Source organism: Bacillus sp. JJ675, assembly GCF_036963165.1.
GTDB lineage: Bacteria > Bacillota > Bacilli > Bacillales > Bacillaceae > Bacillus > Bacillus glycinifermentans.
This window is the reverse complement of record NZ_JBALMR010000043.1, coordinates 41,910-60,247: the sequence shown is the minus strand read 5'-3', so window position 1 is coordinate 60,247 and position 18,338 is coordinate 41,910. Positions and strand designations below refer to the sequence as shown.

Here is an 18,338-nt window from a genome sequence, read left to right as displayed (position 1 = left end):
AATTAAAGTAGAATTAGAATTGTTTACATAGGGGCAGGGGTAAATGAAAAAGGGGGATGTAAAATGAACCGCAATCCATTGATTCCATTTTTAGTGATCGCCATTTTGGGCATAGGTCTTGTTGTGATTTTATCGATAAAGGGTAATTACGATGCAAAAGAGATTGCCGGAGAAGGGAATAAAACCGCTGAGGAAAACAAAGCGGATGCATCGCCGGAAGAGATCTACAAGGCGAACTGCGTGACGTGCCACGGCGAAAACTATGAAGGCGTATCAGGTCCGAAATTAAAAGGAGTCGGAGACCACCTTGATCAAGGACAAATTAAAGAAAAGATTGAAAAAGGCGGAAACGGAATGCCTGCCGGACTTGTTCCTGCTGAAAAGCTGGATGATATGGCGAAATGGGTTTCCGAGATCAAGTAGCCGTTTTCCGACGGCTGTTTAGGCCATAATATGAAATGGGCAGTATATGCCAAAATCCATAAAAAAAGATTCNNGAATCTTTTTTTATGGATTCAAAGCATTCGAACACCCGATACTCGGAAGCCACGAAATTTCAATTGCTAAAAGATCTGTTATCCGATTCAGCTTTCTTCAGGAGGATCGGGTGAAAAAGCAGGTTCATTTTACTTTTGGATAGAAGGGGATATTGCAGGGAGTGGGGATTCGTCTGTATATTGCGTCTTTTTTGGGTGAAGCATATGAGTCGTGCATGCACATTGGATTACAGTAACAGCACGATTAACCAAAATTTGAATGATGTATAAAAGAGGCAAAAAGGAAAATTGAGAAAGAACAATATTGCACCTGGAGCATCAGCGATATCGTTAACTTTGTAAATTGGACGCTTGACGATTATATTGATAATATGTCTAAAGCTCAAAAAAAACTGGCAGGACACCATCAACGCCGTTAATGAGCTGGATGAATCGCTCAAATCCGAAGAGCGGCAAAACAGCTGACAAACGCATCCCGCTCGCCAAATCGCCAAAAACGGCGATTACACAAGAAGAAAACAAAATCCTTTCAGGTCCCAACGAAAGTCCGAGTCTATGCCGAACAGTCGTCGTCAGCCACCGGCCACCTCATGATTGATTCTTTAGTTTATAGGTATTATATGTTGAGCTTGATTGGGATCCCTTCAAAACAATTTGGAAAAGAGATGCGGCGTTGACAAAGAACTTTGGGAAAGGTGGTATTATAAATAATGAGTCAAAGTGTATTTAATATCCCAGTTGAAGAAGTTATTCAATTCTCGAAAAGTTTCCAAGTTGAGCGTTCTGAAGCTGTTTTCAATGATATTGTTCTTATTAAAGATTTTAAAACGGCTGAACATTTAGCGTTTGAAGCAACAGTGGGTGAGGATGAATATAATTGGAAAGATATTAGAGAATTAGAAATGAGTGAAGTTTGGGATGTTTATTATTCAATGTCAGAAAGTGAAAAACCTAAAGGATTGGAAGAATTATTAGATATAATTGCTGATAATGTAAGAAAAAGCTCGTTTGAATATGGCATGTTTTATGATGATGTTGTCGCTGATCTTCATAATTGTGCCATAAATAGAGCGATACATGGAAAAACCAATTCCTTTTTTGAAAAAATATTTGAAATATATCAGTTTGGTGCTTTCCCTTGCGGTTGGAGTGGTGATTATCCAGAGGGGAAAATTGTAGCGTATAAATTTGATGAAGTGTCATAAACCGTTTTGGCAAATAAAATATTCGGTCGGCATCTTTTACAACGTAAACGCAAGGAAGCGTGCTCCTTTTTGCAAAGGTTAACCCCCTTTCATTCCCAGGAATAGCCGGTACATTTATTTCCCGGTCATTACCGAGAGGCTAGAGAAATTGCACAGGGAGCAAAACACAAACACAGTATTTGCCTTTAACTTTAACAAGAAAAAACAATAACGGGGGTGAGCGGTGAACTTATGGATTATATCATGGTCACGGATCAGCCGTTATTTGTACAAAATGATTCAAGGGACGAATAACAAATAAGGAGTGATCGATTTGCTTAATTCCATTACATCTTTAGAACCTATAAATATACCAAGCGGCTGGTTCGTTAAATATAATGATTTAACCGTCTCACAAGATAAAGTTAAACCAAATACCAAATTGATAGAATTGGTAAAACAAAGATATAACGCTGTGGTAAACATCATTAAAGGAGAAGATGAATATCTTATACATATTTGCGACGACCATGGGGAACTGAAGGATACCATCAATGTTGAAGAGCGCCGGCAGCTGGTAAACGAATTGGAACGGATCATTTGGAAAATAGAAGCAGCGGCATTTGGAGGGAACATTTTGATTTTTGAAGGTCCTCTTGACTATTTACGTCTGAGAATCCCTCAAGGATGGACCGTCTCTTATAATAAACTAATTGATATCGATCCCGATCAGTTGGAGGAGGACAGTGATGACTGGTTTAACTTTACATCATCATTATTACAGTTAGAACATAAAGAGAGCCGCTTGATTTTAGATGTTGGCTGGTATGAAGATATTGAACCTTCAGGCACTTTTTATGTGCTCTTAATTAAGAATCTAGACTGGGAAAACCCGTTAGAAGATATGGATACGAGAAGACCGGAAAAATTAGTGTCCCAAATAGAAGCAATTCTTCAAAACGCAGCTGAACAAAAATATGCTTAACTAAGCTGAAATTTCGTCGGATTCCCGCTGAACCGAAACACCGGCCAAAAGGTCAACCTGAAGACGATGTATACGTAGATAAAGCTGTATATGTTCGGCCTTACAGCCCGTCATTGGCATGACAAACTGATGATGGGAAGGAAAAATTTTGCACGATGCATTTAGTAGGAGAAGAATGAATGTTTTTTTAAAAAAGAAGGCAAAAGTGACAGAAGGAAAGTGCAAAAGCTTGTTCAGCAGCTGGAAGTTGACCGACATGTGATGACGATACCCAATCCGACATCATGAACATAGACATATTACATATATCTGAGAAAGAAGACCGTTTACATACACTCGTAAATATATCGATAAAATGGGGACAACGTTCTTTATATTTCGAGGCTGAAAATTAAAAGTCATTTAATCATTTTTAAGTCAAAGTACCCCATATCAATATTCTCCCAATGATTACATTACTGACGTGCACAAGAAATAGTGTGAAAGGAAATGAAAAACGTGGAATTTACAATATGATCAGCCAAGCAAAATTCATGAATCCCCAGGCAATGACCAACATATTTGGGGATATGCCTGAATTCACCGGTTCAGAATTAATGAGTGTGGAACTTAGAAGAGACGGTCCTTGTTTATTGATTAGACTTATGACAGAAGAGAAAGTTGAGAATAAACCAAAACGGTGGGATAAGTGGGATGTAATCTATATTGACATGTCCTTTATAGGCGTGCGTCATTTAAACATAAAAGATATTGGTACGGACAATATAATCAATCAATTTGAAATAGATGAGACTGCAAATTCATTAAAAATTAAATGTCTTAATCAAATGCAGATTGAATGTATTTTTGAATGGGAAAGAATTGACAGGATCTCTCCCGGATTATTAGATACATAAATATATGAGAGTCTTTGCTTTGTGATGTCCTGATCGGATAAATTAGATAAGGGAGTTCGGTTTAAAACATGCAAGTAAACAATATCCACGATTTTCACCTGAATAATGAAGATGCTTTTTTAACTTTGCAAATGGAGCTTAAAAGCCAAATTCAGTTAACAAAATCGATAACCGCCGATTCTTTAAAAACCTGCGCAGGTGTCGATTTAGCTTATTGGGAAGAAGGTGGCGAATCAGTCGGTGTCTGCAGTATAGTAGTGTTGGATGTCAACAGCAAGAATATCATTGAAAAAGTTCATAGCGTGGGGAAAATCAATGTGCCGTATGTTCCGGGATTTCTTGCGTTCAGGGAGCTGCCTCTTATCATTGAAGCGGCAAAAAAGCTAACGGCTGAACCTGATGTTTTTTTATTTGACGGAAACGGTTATTTGCATCATAACCATATGGGGATTGCGACACACGCATCGTTTTTTTTGAATAAACCAACTGTCGGTATTGCGAAGACTTACTTGAGAATCAAACAAACCGGCTTTGAGATGCCTGACGATAGAGCCGGCGCTTATACAGACATCGTGATTGACGGTGAGGTTTACGGGCGGGCTTTGCGGACGAGGCAAGGCGTGAAACCCGTTTTTTTATCATGCGGAAACTTCATTGATTTAGAAAGCAGTTATCAAATTGCGATGAGCCTGGTCAATCAAGAAAGCAGACTGCCGATTCCCGTTCGGCTGGCTGATCTTGAGACACACGCTTTAAGAAAATATTATCGGGAAAATAAAAAACTTGCTGAGTAAATTCGCACCGGCTTGGAAACCAACCCGTTTTTTTATATGATAGTAAAGGAAAAATGAATCAGAAAAGTTGTGATGATTGTGAATGAAATGAAGTTATCAAAAAGGCTGCAGACTGTAGCGGAATACATACCAAAAGGGGCGGTGATGGCGGATATAGGATCTGACCATGCTTATCTTCCCTGCTATTGTGTGCTGAATGATCTGGCAAGCGCTGCGATCGCCGGTGAAATTACGGATGGACCTTTTCTTTCTGCGAAACAGCAGGTTGAGAAATTAAATTTAAGTTCGCTTATTTCGGTGCGGAAAGGGGACGGGCTTGAAGTTATTCAAAAAGGCGAAGCAGATGCGATTGCGATAGCCGGAATGGGGGGATCGCTCATTGCTCACATTCTGGAGTCGGGAAAGGAAAAGCTGACGGGCAGGGAACGTTTGATTTTGCAGCCGAATATTCACGCTTACCATATTAGAGAATGGCTGCATAAAGAAGGCTATGCGCTTATAAGCGAAGACATCCTAGAAGAAGACGGGAAATACTATGAGATTCTTGCAGCCGAAATCGGCGATAAGGATGCGGCATACGAAGACATTTCTTTTGAGGCCGGCTTGCTTGTAGGTCCATTTTTGGCTAAAGAAAAAAGCGCCGTTTTTATAAAAAAATGGTCCCAAGAGCTTGAACATCTGAAAAACATTCATCAACAAATTAAAGGCGCTGCCCCAAGCATGGAAAATCAGCAAAAATTGCATGAGCTGTCAGAGCGGATTGAGATTTTAAAGGAGGTTATAGAACGTGGGTAAGTTGGTGAACGGTCAAGAAATGATTCAACTGTTTGAACAGTTTTCCCCGAAGTCTTTGGCCGTTGAAGGAGATAAAATCGGCCTGCAGATCGGGACGCTTAATAAAAACGTCAAAAACATCATGGTAACCCTTGACGTACTTGAAGAAACTGTGGATGAAGCGATTGCGAAAAACGTAGATTTAATCATTGCACATCACCCTCCGGTCTTTCGGCCGCTGCAGAATATCGTGACAGATCAGCCGGGCGGAAGACTGATTGAAAAATGCATGAAACATGACATTGCCGTTTATGCGGCCCATACGAACCTCGACGTGGCTGACGGGGGTGTCAATGACATGCTGGCAGAAGCTCTTGGTCTTGAGGATACAAAGGTGCTTGTTCCGACGTATGAAGAGCCGCTTAAAAAGCTTGCCGTTTATGTGCCGAAAGATTATGAAGAACAAGTCAGGACGGCTCTTGGGAATGCGGGAGCCGGCCATATCGGGGCGTACAGCCATTGCGCTTTTTCCTCAGAAGGAGTCGGCAGCTTCCGTCCGCTTGAAGAAGCAAACCCGTTTATCGGCCAATCCGGAAAGCTTGAACGGGTTGAAGAGGCCAGGATTGAGACGGTCTACCCGTCAAGCCTTGAAAAGGCCGTATTAACGGCGATGAAGAAGGCTCATCCGTATGAAGAAGTCGCCTACGACATTTACCCGGTCGAACAAAATCCGCTGCAAAAAGGGCTCGGGCGGATCGGCACTCTGAGAGAGGAAATGACGCTTGCTGATTTTGCGCGCCATGTAAAGGAAAGGCTTCATGCGAATGGAGCGCGGATGGTGGGAAAACCCGATTCCAAAGTGAAAAAAGTAGCCGTGCTCGGCGGTGACGGAAACAAGTATATTTACGCCGCAAAACGGATGGGTGCCGATGTATATGTAACAGGAGACCTTTATTTCCATACCGCACACGATGCGATGGCGCTCGGCCTGAATGTCGTAGATCCAGGGCATTACGCCGAACACATTATGAAACAAGGCGTCGCCCAAAAGCTTTCGGAAATGTGTGCAGAGAAAAAATACGAGGTCCGCATTTTCCCTTCAGAAACCGATACTAATCCGTTTGTCTTTCTATAAGAAAAACCTGAGGCAGATGGCCTCAGGTTTTTGACTTTACTTTCGGCAATATTTTTTGCAGCGGGACTTCATGACTGGTTTTCCATGTGGACGGATCATTATGATCAAATTGCTCTAAAAAGCGGATGACTTCTTTAGTAATCGGCGTCGGCGTTGACGCCCCCGCCGTCACGGCCACCGTATCCACTCCTTCAAGCCATTCCAGCTTTAATTCGCTTAAGTCTCCGATCCGGTATGCTTTCGTGCCGGCGATTTCCTCAGAGACCTGTGCAAGACGGTTCGAATTGTTGCTTTTTGGATCGCCGACGACGATGGTCAAATCGGCTTTTTTCGCTTGTTCAGAGACCGCTTCCTGCCGAACCTGGGTCGCCAGGCAAATTTCTTGGTGGAATTCGACATGAGGATATTTCTCTTTCACTTTTTCCATAATGTCGTGGACATCCCATTGTGACATGGTTGTCTGGTTTGTGACGATCAATTTGTCTGCATCAACAGTCAGGCGCTCGACGTCTTCTTCGGTTTCGACAAGGTGAACGATATCGGGCGCAACGCCGACGGCGCCCTCCGGTTCAGGATGGCCCTTTTTGCCAATATAGATGACATGGTAGCCTTTCGCTTTCATTTCCCTGATTAAATCATGGGTTTTCGTCACATCGGGACAGGTCGCATCAATAGCAACAAGTCCTTTCTCCTCAGCCGCTCTTCGGACTTCGGGCGATACGCCGTGGGCGGTGAATATAACGGTTCCCTTGTCGACCTTATTTAAAATCTCAAGCCGGTTCGGACCGTCCAGAGTATAGATGCCTTCTTTCTCAAAAGCGTCTGTTACGTGTTTATTGTGAACAATCATTCCCAAAATATAGATGGGTCTTGGCAGGCTTTTATCAAGAGCCGCGTTTTTGGCGATCACCATGGCGTCAACGACACCGTAGCAGTAGCCGCGCGGAGAAATTTTAATAACGTTCATTCTAGTAGTCCTCCTAAAAAGAAGTAAGAGCCGGACATGATAAAAAGCCGCAAAAACGGCTTATATTCTCACAGTCTCTATAGACCCCATTATATCCGATCCTTTAGGAGATATCAAAGAATGTTATATATACAGTTTCGGGATTGATGCTCCTTCATTTGTTCTTTTTGGGGATTCAGGCCGGCTGGATTTTTGACCGCTCCTTTCCGCTTTTGATTTTTCCGGTTTTTTCGATTTTTCCGGTTTGGAAGAGTTCTTGCTTTGTTCCGCGGCTTTGCCAGTTTCACCGCTTTTTTCAGATTCGGACGATTCCGGTGATTCGGTTTCTTGCTCTTCTTCGCTTTCGCTTGTTTCATCGTCGGCAGAGTTCAGCTGTCTGAACATTTTGACCATGCCCGGCAGGTTGCGTACGAGGGGGCCGTATTGCTGAATCATCGGCGTCACTTGCTGAGCCACGCCAAGCACTTTTTGCACATTGCCGAGCATGTTTGAGATAGAAGCCGGGGTTGCAAGTCCTTGGAGCCCGCCGAGTCCGCTCCCCGTTCCGCCAAGTCCCGCTCCTGCTCCGCTTCCGCCGAGTCCTGCTCCGGTGCCCCCCGAAGCGGCTGGTCCTCCGGGAAGAAACCTGGAAAGAAATCCTTGTATTCCTCCTCCGCGTGCTCCGGCCTGCTGGGCTGTGCCCATCGGATTAAAAAGCTGCTGGAGTCCTTGCTGCTGCCCGGCGGCCGGCCCCGTTCTCATGCCCATGTTTCTGGGAGTGAGCAGCCTGCTCGGTCTCTGCAGCCCCGGAGGCCTTCTCATAGGCTGTTGTGGAAACATATTTGTACCTCCTTTCACATCCTTCTCTAAAGTAGGATATGCAGGTCCTTCATAAAGTGCTTTTGCCCCCGTGCCCGATTCCGTCTGTGATGATGGTTTTTTTCCGCAGGATCAGTTATAATTTAATGATGGACATGATACCAGCCTTTTTTTGAGCCGCACGGCATAAAAAAGGATACATAAGCGCACAATTCAGCCATATAGGATAAAGCTTGGGACGCTATAAATAGGCGCTTTCCAAGAAGGAGTTGGGAAAATGAAGCAAACGAAATTTGACATGTACGATTTAAAGCCGTTTATCATAGAGGCTGTTCACCAATTGGGATTTTACGAGCCGACTGATATTCAAAAAAGGCTGATCCCTTCAGCGCTGAAAGGAGAGAGTGCCATCGGGCAGTCTCAGACGGGGACGGGGAAGACCCATGCATATCTGCTGCCGATCCTAAGCCGGATCGATCCTGACAAAACATTTGTTCAAGCCGTGATTACGGCGCCGACAAGGGAGCTCGCGAACCAGATTCATCAGGAAGTGTTGAAAATCACCAAGTTTTCGGGACCGGATGATGGGATTCGCTCAAAATGTTTTATCGGCGGTACGGATAAGCAAAAATCAATCGATAAATTAAAAACGCAGCTCCACCTTGTTGTCGGAACGCCAGGCAGAATCGCCGATTTGATCAGGGAACAGGCGCTTGACGTCCATAAAGCGGATGCGCTCGTCATTGATGAGGCCGATTTAATGCTCGATATGGGGTTTTTGGAAGACGTCGATTTTATCGGCTCCAATATGCCTGAGAACCTGCAGATGCTCGTGTTTTCCGCGACGATCCCGGAAAAGCTGAAGCCTTTTCTGAAAAAGTATATGGAAAATCCGAAGTATGCGCACGTCGAACCGCGGCATATCACGGCGGAAAAAATAGAGCACATCCTGATTCCGTCGAGGCACAGGGATAAAAATCAGCTTTTATTAGAGGTTATGACTCATTTAAATCCGTATTTGGCGATCGTTTTTGCCAATACGAAGACGACGGCTGACGAAATCGCCGCATTTCTTGCCGACAAGGGAATGAAAGTCGGGCTTCTTCACGGCGGTCTGACACCGAGGGAGCGCAAAAAAGTGATGAAGCAGATCGGCGATCTTGAATTCACCTATATCATCGCTACAGACTTGGCCGCAAGAGGCATCGATATAAAAGGCGTCAGCCATGTCATCAACTATGAGCTGCCGGAAGATCTCGATTTTTACGTGCACCGTGTCGGCCGGACGGCGCGCGCCGGCACATCGGGAACGGCCATGACGTTTTATGATACTTCTGATGAAGATGCGCTCGCAAGGCTTGAACAGATGGGGATTATTTTTGAAAACATGAGGCTTGAAAAAGGCGAGTGGAAAAAGATTGATGACAGAAAGCGCCGGCAAAACCGCAAGCGCACTCCGGATGAAACGGATGAAATCGCCAAGCGGCTTGTCAGAAAACCGAAAAAAGTCAAGCCGGGCTACAAGAAAAAAATGAAGACGGAAATCAATAAAATCAAAAGACAGCAAAAGAGAAAGCAATTTAGAAAAGGAAAGTAGGGGAAACAGCTTTGTTGAAAATCGGTTCTCACGTCTCAATGAGCGGAAAGCATATGCTGCTTGCGGCCAGCCAGGAAGCAAGCTCATACGGCGCCAATACGTTTATGATTTACACGGGCGCTCCGCAAAACACACGCAGGAAAAAAATCGAGGATTTGAATATTGAAGCGGGCCGGGCTCACATGGAAGAGCACGGAATCAGCGATATTGTCGTTCATGCGCCGTATATCATCAATATTGCCAACACGACGAATCCGGCGACATTTGAGCTCGGCGTCGATTTTCTCCGTTCTGAAATCGAAAGGACGGCAGCCATCGGAGCCAAGCAGATCGTTCTTCACCCGGGGGCACACGTCGGAGCCGGGGCGGAAACAGGCATAAAAAAAATCATCGAGGGGCTGAACGAAGTCATCGATCCCGGCCAGGATGTCCAGATCGCTCTGGAAACGATGGCAGGCAAAGGATCTGAATGCGGACGGACATTTGAAGAGCTCGCTCAGATCATTGATGGCGTCACACATAACGAGCATTTGTCGGTCTGCTTTGATACGTGCCATACCCATGATGCAGGTTATGATGTCGTCTCTGATTTTGACGGTGTATTAAATGAATTTGACAAAATCGTCGGAATCGACCGTTTAAAAGTGCTCCACATCAACGACAGCAAAAATGTCAAAGGAGCAAGAAAAGACCGCCACGAAAACATCGGCTTTGGAGAAATCGGCTTTGATGCGCTTCAATATATCGTCCACCACGATCAGCTTCAGGACATACCGAAAATCCTTGAGACGCCTTATGTCGGGGAAGATAAGAAGAACAAAAAGCCGCCATACCGCTTTGAAATCGAAATGCTCAGAAACAAACAATTTGATGCTGAACTGTTGGAGAAAATCAAACAGCAATAATACAAGGGGCTTTTTTAGCCCCTTGATACATACTGTTCAAACAGCTGGTTGAGCAGCTGAACGGCTTCTTTTGAAGTTACGGCTTCCACTTGGCTGAGCAGTTTGTTCCGTTCTTTTTCATTAAAAATGTTAATGTTTTTTCCGTTTACGAGCTTTTCCACTTCGAGCGCTTGCTTTCTAGTCACATGTATTCCGTACTGTTTTGCGTATTTGAGCACCTCATCGGCAGTTACCTGATTTAAGCGCTGCAATACGATTTTCTGAAATAAAATCACGCCCATTCCTCCCTTCTGAAATAATGTATGGCGGAAAATTAAAAATGTGTCATTTTTTTATTTCACGCTGTTAAATGATATGATAGTAAAAGGAGTAGATTTGGCCAGTTCAGATAAAAAGGAGAGACAGCATGGCAACAAAAAAACAACATAAAAAGGAATCATTGGTCCGCCTGTCGTTTCGGATCATCATGATTCTCATCGGTGCTGCCTGTGCAGCCTTAAGCATTGAATTATTTTTAGTACCAAACAACATCATCGACGGGGGCATCATCGGAATTTCGCTTATTTTGGATCACATTTTCAAGGACAACCCTTATTTGAACTTTGCGCTGTTCGTCGTGGTTCTCAACATCCCGTTTATGATTTCCGGCTACAAGCACATCGGAAAAACGTTTCTTATCTCCACGATCATCGGGATTGTCAGCTTATCAGTAATTGAAACGATGTTGCATCATGTAGAAGGGGTTACGACTCAGCCCATTTTGGCAGCCGTTTTCGGAGGGCTTTTGCTCGGATTCGGCGTAGGGCTTGTTATTCGTAACGGCGGTTCTATGGATGGAACGGAAATACTGGGGATTTTGTTCACAAAAAAACTCCCGTTTTCAGTAGGCGAATTCGTCATGTTCGTCAACGTTTTTATTTTTGCGTGGGCCGCTTTCATATTCGGCCTTGAGCAGGCGATGTATTCGGTTATGACGTACTACATCGCGATGAAGACGATCGATGCCGTCATTCAGGGGCTTGACGAAACGAAAGCGGTCATCATTGTGTCAGATCAGTACGAGGAGATTTCCGACGCCCTTTTGCACCGTCTTGGCAGGGGAACGACAAAGCTGAAAGGAAAAGGCGGCTATTCGGATGAAGATACGGAAGTGATCTATGCCGTGGTGACAAGGCTTGAAGTCACAAAGCTGAAGTCAATCGTATTTGAAATCGACAGAAACGCGTTTATTACGATTATGGATACGCACGAAACAAGAGGCGGAAAGTTTAAAAACGCCATTCATTAGGCTTTCATTTACTTTTTTAAAGATTATATGTATAATTTAAAAATGAACTGGTCAAACGATGAAAATGGTTTGCTGCATTAGGCTGCCATTTTCTTTTTGTTTGCTAAATCGTAATGATTCTGGAGAATGTGAAGGTGAACGAAAATTGAAACAACCGATTATCGAGATGAAACATGTATCATATTCTTATGATCATCGAAATGTGATAGAAGATATCAATTTAACCATTGAGGAAGGGACGTTTCTCGGCTTGGTCGGTCCGAACGGCTCGGGAAAAACGACATTGCTCAAATGCATTCTCGGGCTCATTAAACCGCAAAAAGGAGAACTGAAACTGTTCGGCGTCCCCCAGAAAAAGTTTAAGGACTGGAACCAGATCGGATTTGTCTCACAAAAGGCAAACAGCTTTAACACCGGCTTTCCCGCTTCGGTGTACGAAGTGGTGGCAAGCGGTTTAACCGCCAAGCTCGGCCTGTTTAAACGAATGTCAAAAGAGGATAGAAAAAAAGTGGATGAGGCGATTGACGCTGTTGGAATCGGTTCCCTTAAAGGCAAGAACATCGGCGAGCTATCAGGGGGACAGCAGCAGAGAACGTTTATCGCAAGAGCCCTTGTAAGCGAGCCTAAGCTTTTGATTCTCGATGAGCCGACGGTCGGGGTTGATCAGCTGACGGTTGAAAGCTTTTATCGCCTGCTTGAGAAGCTGAACAGGGAGAAAGGAATTACATTGATTCTCGTCACCCATGATGTAGGCACCGTTTCCGATAAAGTTACACATGTTGCCTGCATGAATAAACATCTTCATTTTCATGGCAATGCAAACGAATTTGAACAGGTGACAGATCGGGACCTTTCGCAATTTTACGGGCACGATGTCCAGGCACTCAGCCACGATCACCATCACCATGGAGGACAAGAAACATGCTGACACCTTTTTTTCATTATGAGTTTTTGCAAAACGCATTTATTTCCGGTTTATTAATCGGCCTTATCGCTCCTTTGCTCGGGGTGTTTATCGTCGTCAGACGGCTGTCTTTGATTGCCGACGCCCTCAGCCACGTTTCGTTGGCAGGGATTGCGGCAAGCCTTTATTTAGGAAGCCGGTTTACGATGCTTGCCGGCGTCAGTCCGATTTATTTCGGGATGCTGTTCTCAGTTACAGGCTCTTTAATCATCGAGAAACTCAGGACGGTATATAAACATTACCAGGAGCTTGCGATTCCGATTATCATGTCGGGAGGCATCGGTATTTCCGTTATTTTCATTTCGCTTGCGGACGGATTTAACACAGATTTGTTCAGCTATTTATTCGGCAGCGTCAGCGCGGTGTCAAGAGAGGATCTTCTCGTGATCATCGGAATTTCTGCCGCCGTTCTGATCGTCATTTTTTCTCTTTTTAAAGAGCTGTTTTTGCTTTCGTTTGATGAAGAGCATGCCAAAGCGTCGGGAATTTCAGCCAAATGGATTCATTTTATCTTTATCCTGATCGTCGCGCTCGTGATTGCCGCTTCGATGAGAATCGTCGGCACATTGCTCGTTTCCGCGCTGATGACGCTTCCCGTCGCGGCCAGCATGCGCATTGCAAAAGGATTTAAACAGGCGATCTTCTTTTCTGTTTTGTTCGGGGAACTGTCCGTCATTCTCGGACTTATCCTTGCTTATCAATTGGATCTCGCCCCGGGGGGAACGATCGTGCTGCTGTCCATTCTCATACTGATATTGTGTATCAGCTACAACAAAATCAAAAGGGGGATTCGCCGTGAACGTACAGGAAGCGCTTGATCTATTAAAGGAAAAAGGCTATAAATACACAAGCAAAAGGGAGGATATGCTTCAGCTTTTCAGTGATTCTGATAAATATTTAACGGCGAAAAACGTGCTTTCCGCTTTAAACGATGATTATCCGGGCCTGAGCTTTGATACGATTTACAGAAATCTGTCCCTATTTGAGGAGCTCGGCATTTTGGAAACGACCGAGCTTTCAGGGGAGAAGATGTTCCGTTTTAAATGTTCTTCCGCCCATCACCACCATCACTTCATTTGCATGGCCTGCGGAAAAACAAAGGAAATCGAATTGTGTCCGATGGAAAAGCTTACAGACAATCTTGACGGTTATCAGATCAGCGGGCATAAGTTTGAAATTTACGGCACATGTCCCGGCTGTGAGGAAAAAAGCGCGGAAGTATAAGAAAAAACCGGCATACACGTTTATGCCGGTTTTTTTATGATGAGCATCTTATATGCCTTTGGCCGTTTCGAGGGCTTTCCGGTTGTTTTTCAGCCAGTCCGCAGCTTCCAGCCAGCTGTTGACTCTGACGATGTTGGAGTCGGTCGGAAGCTGATTGTACGGGGTGTTGAACAAAAGGACCGGTATATTGGCTTCTTTTGCAATCATAGTTGCGTTCCCGTGATGGTCTTCAAAGAAAACATCCACTCCGTGTTTCAAAACAGCTTCCAGCTTATTATGGCCGCCGACTAGCTCAATATCGTCGTAATGAACGCCGTTTTTGCGAAACCAATCGAACGTAATATCCTTCAAATGGTGTCTTCTTGCCGTAATATAGATCAGCCTGCAGTGATCTTTTAATTCATCAAGGGTCTGTTTGGCGTACTCCGCAAGCGATGCTTCTCTATAAATGCGCGGCTCGTTTTCGTTCATCCATTCCCAAAATTCCTCACCAGATATATTCAAAAGTTTTGTCAAGTCATATTCCTTTATATCTTCCAGCGTAATGGACAGGCTGAACGCCTCGTTTAAATAGGGAACAAATGTGTCTTGAGCCGTAATCGTACCGTCAATATCGATTCCTAAATGTAACATGTCCACACTCCTTATTCTCCATTCCTTCAGTGTATCATAAACTTTTAACATTTACAGTAAAGTTTAGCAAACATGAATCAGTCTAAAATGCTTAAACTATAAATGCTCCTTTATGGACTCTAAGAGGGGGGATAACGAATGGAAAGAGGACAAAATGTCAATGATCATAACCGTGATCGTTATGACAGTAACCTAGTCGATGCAAATTTGGATCGTGATGACTTTTTAGAAGAAACGGCAACAGAAGTTGCCCCGCAGCCGTATCGCACAGAAAAAAGCGATAATGGCGCAAGGGATCGAGATGCAGATGCCGCCGGCGGAAGGATTACCGGATATATCGCGTTAGCTCTGTCGATTATTTCTTTGTTTATGCTTCCTGTTCTGTTGGGAATCGCAGGAATCATTGTCGGCTATATTGCCAGAAGACAAGGAGCAGCTGGCTTGGGAGCTTGGGCGATGGGGATCGGTGCCGTTTCGCTAGTGCTCGGCATATTTGTAGCCCCGTTTTTCTAATACAAAAGCTTGACGGATATCCGTCAAGCTTTTTTTGATGGTTACGTGTTTAATTTTTCCTTTTCGGCGGCTTGTTTGGCATAATGCTCTTCCGCCAGTTTGTCGATTTCTTTTTTCAGTTCTTCGACCATCGTTTCTTCCGGAACTTTGCGGACGATTTCGCCTTTCCGGAAAAGAAGGCCTTCGCCGCGGGCGCCTGCAATGCCGATATCCGCCTCCCGGGCTTCACCGGGACCGTTTACAGCGCAGCCGAGAACGGCTACTTTAATCGGGGCCTTGATTTTGGCGATGTATTCTTCGACTTCGTTTGCGATCGAGATCAAGTCGATTTCGATCCGTCCGCATGTCGGGCAGGAAATCAGTGTGGCCGCATTTGCAGCGAGTCCAAATGATTTCAGCAGTTCCCTTGCGACTTTGACTTCTTCAACCGGATCAGCGCTCAAGGAAACGCGGAGGGTGTTTCCGATTCCTTTTGAAAGGATCGCGCCAAGACCCGCTGCGCTTTTCACCGTGCCGGCAAACAATGTTCCGGATTCGGTGATTCCGAGATGAAGCGGATAGTCAAAGGCTTTTGCCGCTTTTTCATAGGCTTCAATGGCAAGGTTGACATCTGATGCCTTCATGCTGACGATGATGTCGTGGAAATCGAGATCCTCAAGAATCTTGATATGATGGAGGGCGCTTTCGACCATGCCGTCCGCTGTCGGATAACCGTATTTCTCAAGGATTCGTTTTTCAAGAGAACCTGCGTTGACGCCGATTCGGATCGGAATCCCTTTTTCCTTTGCGGCGTTGACGACTGCTTCGACTTTTTCGCGGCGCCCGATATTTCCGGGATTGATGCGGATTTTATCGGCCCCGCCTTCAATCGCTTTCAAGGCCAGTTTATAGTTGAAATGAATATCCACGACGAGCGGGATGGATATCCTTTTTTTGATCTCAGGAATGGCGTCTGCAGCCCGTTCATCCGGGCAGGCAACGCGGACGATTTGACAGCCGGCTTCTTCAAGCCGCTTGATTTCGGCAACCGTTGCTTCGACATCGTGTGTTTTTGTCGTTGTCATGCTTTGAATCACGACTTCGTTGTTGCCGCCTATTGTTAAAGGCCCTACTTTAACAGGGCGCGTTTTTGTACGATGTGTGATTTCACTCACTTTGATTCGCTCCTTAAGTATAATTCTAGAGGCGCTGCTCTTTCTTATACCATATCGTTTACAAATCCTATTGTAACAGCACGTTCATGAAACTGACAAGAAATTAACGCTTAATCCTCCCGGTAGACCGGGAACTTATACGTAACACCGGCTTGAATGCTTCCCGCTTTTACATTCGGATTCAGCGTTTCGAAGTCTTCTGTCATCTGATCGGCGGGAACGCCGGTTTGTCCGATGATTGAAAAGACGGTATCACCGGGTTTCACGGTGACGGTTTTGTATTCGATACCGCCAGATGCAGCGTGTGCCGCTGAAGTAGAAACAGGCATTGCATTCTGTGGAATCGTGCCCGATTTCAAGTCATAATAAACGATGAACAAGCTCAGTAAAATAGAAAGAAGTACGGTGAGACGCTTCATTGGACTTGTCCCCATTTCAATCGTTTTTTACTATGTTACGCTTGTTCGATGTTCGGCATGACTACAAATTATTTCACTTTCAGTTTTGCTTAGCCGGCGTTTCTTTCACGGCAAGGAAAAGCATCACAAAATTGACAAACCAGTACAGCAATTCCTGGCTCGGCACGACGGCCTGAAGGCTGTCCATAATGATAAAGAATACAGTGGCCAGCGTGATGGAATATGCCGACATCACCCAAAGCTGTTTATAGGATAGCTTTTTCCTCAGGCTGTTGCGGATGAACAGGCCGATAACGGCAAGGACGCTGATGTTAATAAATTTACCTGCAGCCGTCGACAGAAACAAAAGCACGCACAATACGGGGACGATCACGGCTTTATTTTGTTCAACGAGAGACAGGATGTCCTGTTTTGTCATTTCTTCGGGGAGCATCTTGTACGGCATTTCCTGGGCTTGTCCGTCTATTGCGATGACAAGCTTGTCTTTAAGAATGCCGACCGAATTGCGCTTCTCTTGTATCTGTTTTGATCCATAGGCGCCTGTCGGATCAAGGACAATGACAAACCCGAATGACTGTGATTCGACAGGTTTTTTTGCATCTGTATGTAATGATCCGTCTTTAATCGAGAAAGCGGGAAATTCTTTTACCGCAGACTGAAAGCTGTTCATCGTTTGCACGACTCCGCTCGAGATATGGTAAAGGTTTGGAAGAGCGGCGAGAATGCTGAGCAAAAAGACGAAAAAAATAGCTTTTCCTACTCCTTGAAATCGCGTTTTGGCAATTGCCGGAGGGGAATATGTGCTTTTAAAAAATAGCTGAAAGATATTCATTCGGTTTTCACTTCCCATTTCTATAGTGTATCTGCATTATTGTATCGTCAGGAAAGAGTGAATACAAGGAACTTACGCTAAGGTATAATAAAAAGCATGACAAGGATTGGGGGGAAACGATTGGACATTTTATACTGGATCATTGTGGCTGCAATGTTTGTGATCGCTTTTGCGGGTTTGGTCTTTCCGATCATTCCGAGCGTCGTGTTTATAATCGCCGGTTTTGTTCTGTACGGATTCTTTTTTACGTTCGCACATTATTCATATATGTTTTGGATTGTTGAAGGGGTATTTACAGCTGCTCTGTTTGCGGCCGATTACGTCGCAAACCTTCTTGGGGTCAAGCGCTTCGGCGGGAGCAGGGCGGCAGTGTGGGGAAGCACAGCCGGCCTGTTAATCGGCCCCTTCGTGATACCGGTGGCGGGCATTATCCTCGGGCCGTTTATCGGGGCGCTCTTAGGAGAGATGCTCGTCCATAAAAAGGACATCAAGACCGCTCTCAAAATAGGAACCGGCTCGCTGATCGGCTTTTTAACGGGCGCTTTGGCGAAAAGCGTGATTCAGTTGATGATGATCGGGTATTTTTTATATACCGTTCTGCATTGAAAAAAATGTCTGAAAGATGTTTAAAACGAAGAGGGAACGGTTAAAGTTTATATGTCCGCCCGAAATGCAAATTGTGATCATTTTGTGAGCATTACCATTGAAACACGCCTTTTCTTTTGATACATTGAAAGAGGAAAGGCTTGCTAATGGCGGCATTTCAAGTACATACAATT

Annotated in this window: 22 protein-coding genes; 15 read left to right on the top strand and 7 right to left on the bottom strand. The window is 44.6% G+C overall.

Features of this window, described 5'->3' with window-relative positions; all coding sequences use genetic code 11:
- Nucleotides 1-63: 63 nt before the first annotated feature.
- The 7 genes from cccA to V7126_RS11920 all read left to right on the top strand — a co-directional run bounded on the left by cccA (nt 64) and on the right by V7126_RS11920 (nt 6,265).
- Nucleotides 64-423 (top strand): cytochrome c550, encoded by a 360-nt coding sequence (gene cccA / locus V7126_RS11950; RefSeq protein ID WP_046130021.1) that lies wholly within the window; start codon nt 64-66, stop codon nt 421-423.
- A 784-nt stretch (nt 424-1,207) separates the two neighbouring features.
- Nucleotides 1,208-1,702 (top strand): hypothetical protein, encoded by a 495-nt coding sequence (locus V7126_RS11945; protein ID WP_175077010.1) that lies wholly within the window; start codon nt 1,208-1,210, stop codon nt 1,700-1,702.
- 304 nt (nt 1,703-2,006) lie between these two features.
- Nucleotides 2,007-2,666, top strand: a complete 660-nt coding sequence (locus tag V7126_RS11940; protein ID WP_373688039.1) for a hypothetical protein — start codon at nt 2,007-2,009, stop codon at nt 2,664-2,666.
- A gap of 512 nt (nt 2,667-3,178) precedes the next feature.
- Nucleotides 3,179-3,562 (top strand): immunity 50 family protein, encoded by a 384-nt coding sequence (locus tag V7126_RS11935; protein WP_175077012.1) that lies wholly within the window; start codon nt 3,179-3,181, stop codon nt 3,560-3,562.
- A 68-nt stretch (nt 3,563-3,630) separates the two neighbouring features.
- Nucleotides 3,631-4,356, top strand: a complete 726-nt coding sequence (locus V7126_RS11930; RefSeq protein WP_175077013.1) for an endonuclease V — start codon at nt 3,631-3,633, stop codon at nt 4,354-4,356.
- Nucleotides 4,357-4,443: 87 nt separating this feature from the next.
- On the top strand, nt 4,444-5,151 hold the full coding sequence (locus V7126_RS11925) for a tRNA (adenine(22)-N(1))-methyltransferase (RefSeq protein WP_272901876.1): 708 nt from the start codon (nt 4,444-4,446) through the stop codon (nt 5,149-5,151).
- A complete protein-coding gene (locus tag V7126_RS11920; RefSeq protein ID WP_175077015.1) occupies nt 5,144-6,265 on the top strand; it encodes a Nif3-like dinuclear metal center hexameric protein in 1,122 nt (373 codons plus the stop codon). The genes V7126_RS11925 and V7126_RS11920 overlap by 8 nt, the downstream gene beginning before the upstream one ends.
- Nucleotides 6,266-6,287: 22 nt before the next feature.
- Here V7126_RS11920 and V7126_RS11915 read toward each other — a convergent pair whose 3' ends face one another.
- Nucleotides 6,288-7,232, bottom strand: coding sequence for a 4-hydroxy-3-methylbut-2-enyl diphosphate reductase (locus V7126_RS11915; RefSeq protein WP_046130013.1), 945 nt, complete (start codon nt 7,230-7,232; stop codon nt 6,288-6,290).
- A gap of 123 nt (nt 7,233-7,355) precedes the next feature.
- A complete protein-coding gene (gene vrrA, locus V7126_RS11910; protein WP_175077016.1) occupies nt 7,356-8,051 on the bottom strand; it encodes a VrrA/YqfQ family protein in 696 nt (231 codons plus the stop codon).
- 256 nt (nt 8,052-8,307) lie between these two features.
- Here vrrA and V7126_RS11905 point away from each other — a divergent pair, with 256 nt between their 5' ends.
- Together V7126_RS11905 and V7126_RS11900 are read left to right on the top strand one after the other, a co-directional pair.
- Nucleotides 8,308-9,627, top strand: coding sequence for a DEAD/DEAH box helicase (locus V7126_RS11905; RefSeq protein WP_175077017.1), 1,320 nt, complete (start codon nt 8,308-8,310; stop codon nt 9,625-9,627).
- Nucleotides 9,628-9,638: 11 nt separating this feature from the next.
- On the top strand, nt 9,639-10,532 hold the full coding sequence (locus V7126_RS11900; protein ID WP_046130010.1) for a deoxyribonuclease IV: 894 nt from the start codon (nt 9,639-9,641) through the stop codon (nt 10,530-10,532).
- A 14-nt stretch (nt 10,533-10,546) separates the two neighbouring features.
- Here the strand turns inward: V7126_RS11900 and V7126_RS11895 are convergent, their stop codons facing one another.
- A complete protein-coding gene (locus tag V7126_RS11895; protein ID WP_046130045.1) occupies nt 10,547-10,807 on the bottom strand; it encodes a DUF2624 domain-containing protein in 261 nt (86 codons plus the stop codon).
- A 131-nt stretch (nt 10,808-10,938) separates the two neighbouring features.
- Here V7126_RS11895 and V7126_RS11890 point away from each other — a divergent pair, with 131 nt between their 5' ends.
- The 4 genes from V7126_RS11890 to V7126_RS11875 all read left to right on the top strand — a co-directional run bounded on the left by V7126_RS11890 (nt 10,939) and on the right by V7126_RS11875 (nt 14,008).
- Nucleotides 10,939-11,820, top strand: a complete 882-nt coding sequence (locus V7126_RS11890) for a YitT family protein (RefSeq protein WP_046130009.1) — start codon at nt 10,939-10,941, stop codon at nt 11,818-11,820.
- A gap of 145 nt (nt 11,821-11,965) precedes the next feature.
- Nucleotides 11,966-12,748: a metal ABC transporter ATP-binding protein gene (locus V7126_RS11885; protein WP_046130008.1), complete on the top strand. Its 783-nt coding sequence runs from the start codon at nt 11,966-11,968 to the stop codon at nt 12,746-12,748.
- Nucleotides 12,742-13,602, top strand: coding sequence for a metal ABC transporter permease (locus V7126_RS11880; protein ID WP_046130007.1), 861 nt, complete (start codon nt 12,742-12,744; stop codon nt 13,600-13,602). Before V7126_RS11885 ends, V7126_RS11880 begins: the two co-directional genes overlap by 7 nt.
- Entirely contained in the window at nt 13,580-14,008 is a 429-nt protein-coding gene (locus V7126_RS11875) for a Fur family transcriptional regulator (protein WP_046130006.1), read from the top strand. The genes V7126_RS11880 and V7126_RS11875 overlap by 23 nt, the downstream gene beginning before the upstream one ends.
- A gap of 48 nt (nt 14,009-14,056) precedes the next feature.
- Here V7126_RS11875 and V7126_RS11870 read toward each other — a convergent pair whose 3' ends face one another.
- Complete coding sequence (locus tag V7126_RS11870; protein ID WP_046130005.1) at nt 14,057-14,641, bottom strand: 5' nucleotidase, NT5C type; 585 nt, start codon at nt 14,639-14,641, stop codon at nt 14,057-14,059.
- A 138-nt stretch (nt 14,642-14,779) separates the two neighbouring features.
- On the opposite strand from V7126_RS11870, the gene V7126_RS11865 reads away from it, so the two are divergent.
- Nucleotides 14,780-15,154, top strand: a complete 375-nt coding sequence (locus V7126_RS11865; protein ID WP_175077018.1) for a DUF4190 domain-containing protein — start codon at nt 14,780-14,782, stop codon at nt 15,152-15,154.
- Between the two features lie 41 nt (nt 15,155-15,195).
- On the opposite strand, the gene ispG is transcribed toward V7126_RS11865, so the two are convergent.
- From ispG to V7126_RS11850, 3 genes are all read right to left on the bottom strand, one after another.
- Nucleotides 15,196-16,314 (bottom strand): flavodoxin-dependent (E)-4-hydroxy-3-methylbut-2-enyl-diphosphate synthase, encoded by a 1,119-nt coding sequence (gene ispG, locus V7126_RS11860; RefSeq protein ID WP_099047060.1) that lies wholly within the window; start codon nt 16,312-16,314, stop codon nt 15,196-15,198.
- A gap of 104 nt (nt 16,315-16,418) precedes the next feature.
- Complete coding sequence (locus V7126_RS11855) at nt 16,419-16,727, bottom strand: LysM peptidoglycan-binding domain-containing protein (protein WP_046130002.1); 309 nt, start codon at nt 16,725-16,727, stop codon at nt 16,419-16,421.
- Nucleotides 16,728-16,806: 79 nt separating this feature from the next.
- Nucleotides 16,807-17,559 carry a DUF1189 domain-containing protein gene (locus V7126_RS11850; RefSeq protein WP_335497612.1) on the bottom strand — a complete coding sequence of 251 codons (753 nt, stop codon included), beginning with the start codon at nt 17,557-17,559 and terminating at the stop codon, nt 16,807-16,809.
- Between the two features lie 120 nt (nt 17,560-17,679).
- Between V7126_RS11850 and V7126_RS11845 the strand changes: the two genes are divergently transcribed.
- Nucleotides 17,680-18,165: a DUF456 domain-containing protein gene (locus tag V7126_RS11845; RefSeq protein WP_175077019.1), complete on the top strand. Its 486-nt coding sequence runs from the start codon at nt 17,680-17,682 to the stop codon at nt 18,163-18,165.
- Nucleotides 18,166-18,338 lie beyond the last annotated feature (173 nt).

Coding starts and splice junctions, on each gene's coding strand:
- V7126_RS11945 (WP_175077010.1), top strand. CDS start 1,208: ATGAGTCAAAGTGTATTTAATATCCCAGTTGAAGAAGTTATTCAATTC.
- cccA (WP_046130021.1), top strand. CDS start 64: ATGAACCGCAATCCATTGATTCCATTTTTAGTGATCGCCATTTTGGGC.
- V7126_RS11890 (WP_046130009.1), top strand. CDS start 10,939: ATGGCAACAAAAAAACAACATAAAAAGGAATCATTGGTCCGCCTGTCG.
- V7126_RS11865 (WP_175077018.1), top strand. CDS start 14,780: ATGGAAAGAGGACAAAATGTCAATGATCATAACCGTGATCGTTATGAC.
- vrrA (WP_175077016.1), bottom strand. CDS start 8,051: ATGTTTCCACAACAGCCTATGAGAAGGCCTCCGGGGCTGCAGAGACCG.
- V7126_RS11880 (WP_046130007.1), top strand. CDS start 12,742: ATGCTGACACCTTTTTTTCATTATGAGTTTTTGCAAAACGCATTTATT.
- V7126_RS11925 (WP_272901876.1), top strand. CDS start 4,444: ATGAAGTTATCAAAAAGGCTGCAGACTGTAGCGGAATACATACCAAAA.
- V7126_RS11905 (WP_175077017.1), top strand. CDS start 8,308: ATGAAGCAAACGAAATTTGACATGTACGATTTAAAGCCGTTTATCATA.
- V7126_RS11850 (WP_335497612.1), bottom strand. CDS start 17,559: ATGAATATCTTTCAGCTATTTTTTAAAAGCACATATTCCCCTCCGGCA.
- V7126_RS11935 (WP_175077012.1), top strand. CDS start 3,179: ATGATCAGCCAAGCAAAATTCATGAATCCCCAGGCAATGACCAACATA.
- V7126_RS11930 (WP_175077013.1), top strand. CDS start 3,631: ATGCAAGTAAACAATATCCACGATTTTCACCTGAATAATGAAGATGCT.
- V7126_RS11870 (WP_046130005.1), bottom strand. CDS start 14,641: ATGTTACATTTAGGAATCGATATTGACGGTACGATTACGGCTCAAGAC.
- V7126_RS11855 (WP_046130002.1), bottom strand. CDS start 16,727: ATGAAGCGTCTCACCGTACTTCTTTCTATTTTACTGAGCTTGTTCATC.
- V7126_RS11915 (WP_046130013.1), bottom strand. CDS start 7,232: ATGAACGTTATTAAAATTTCTCCGCGCGGCTACTGCTACGGTGTCGTT.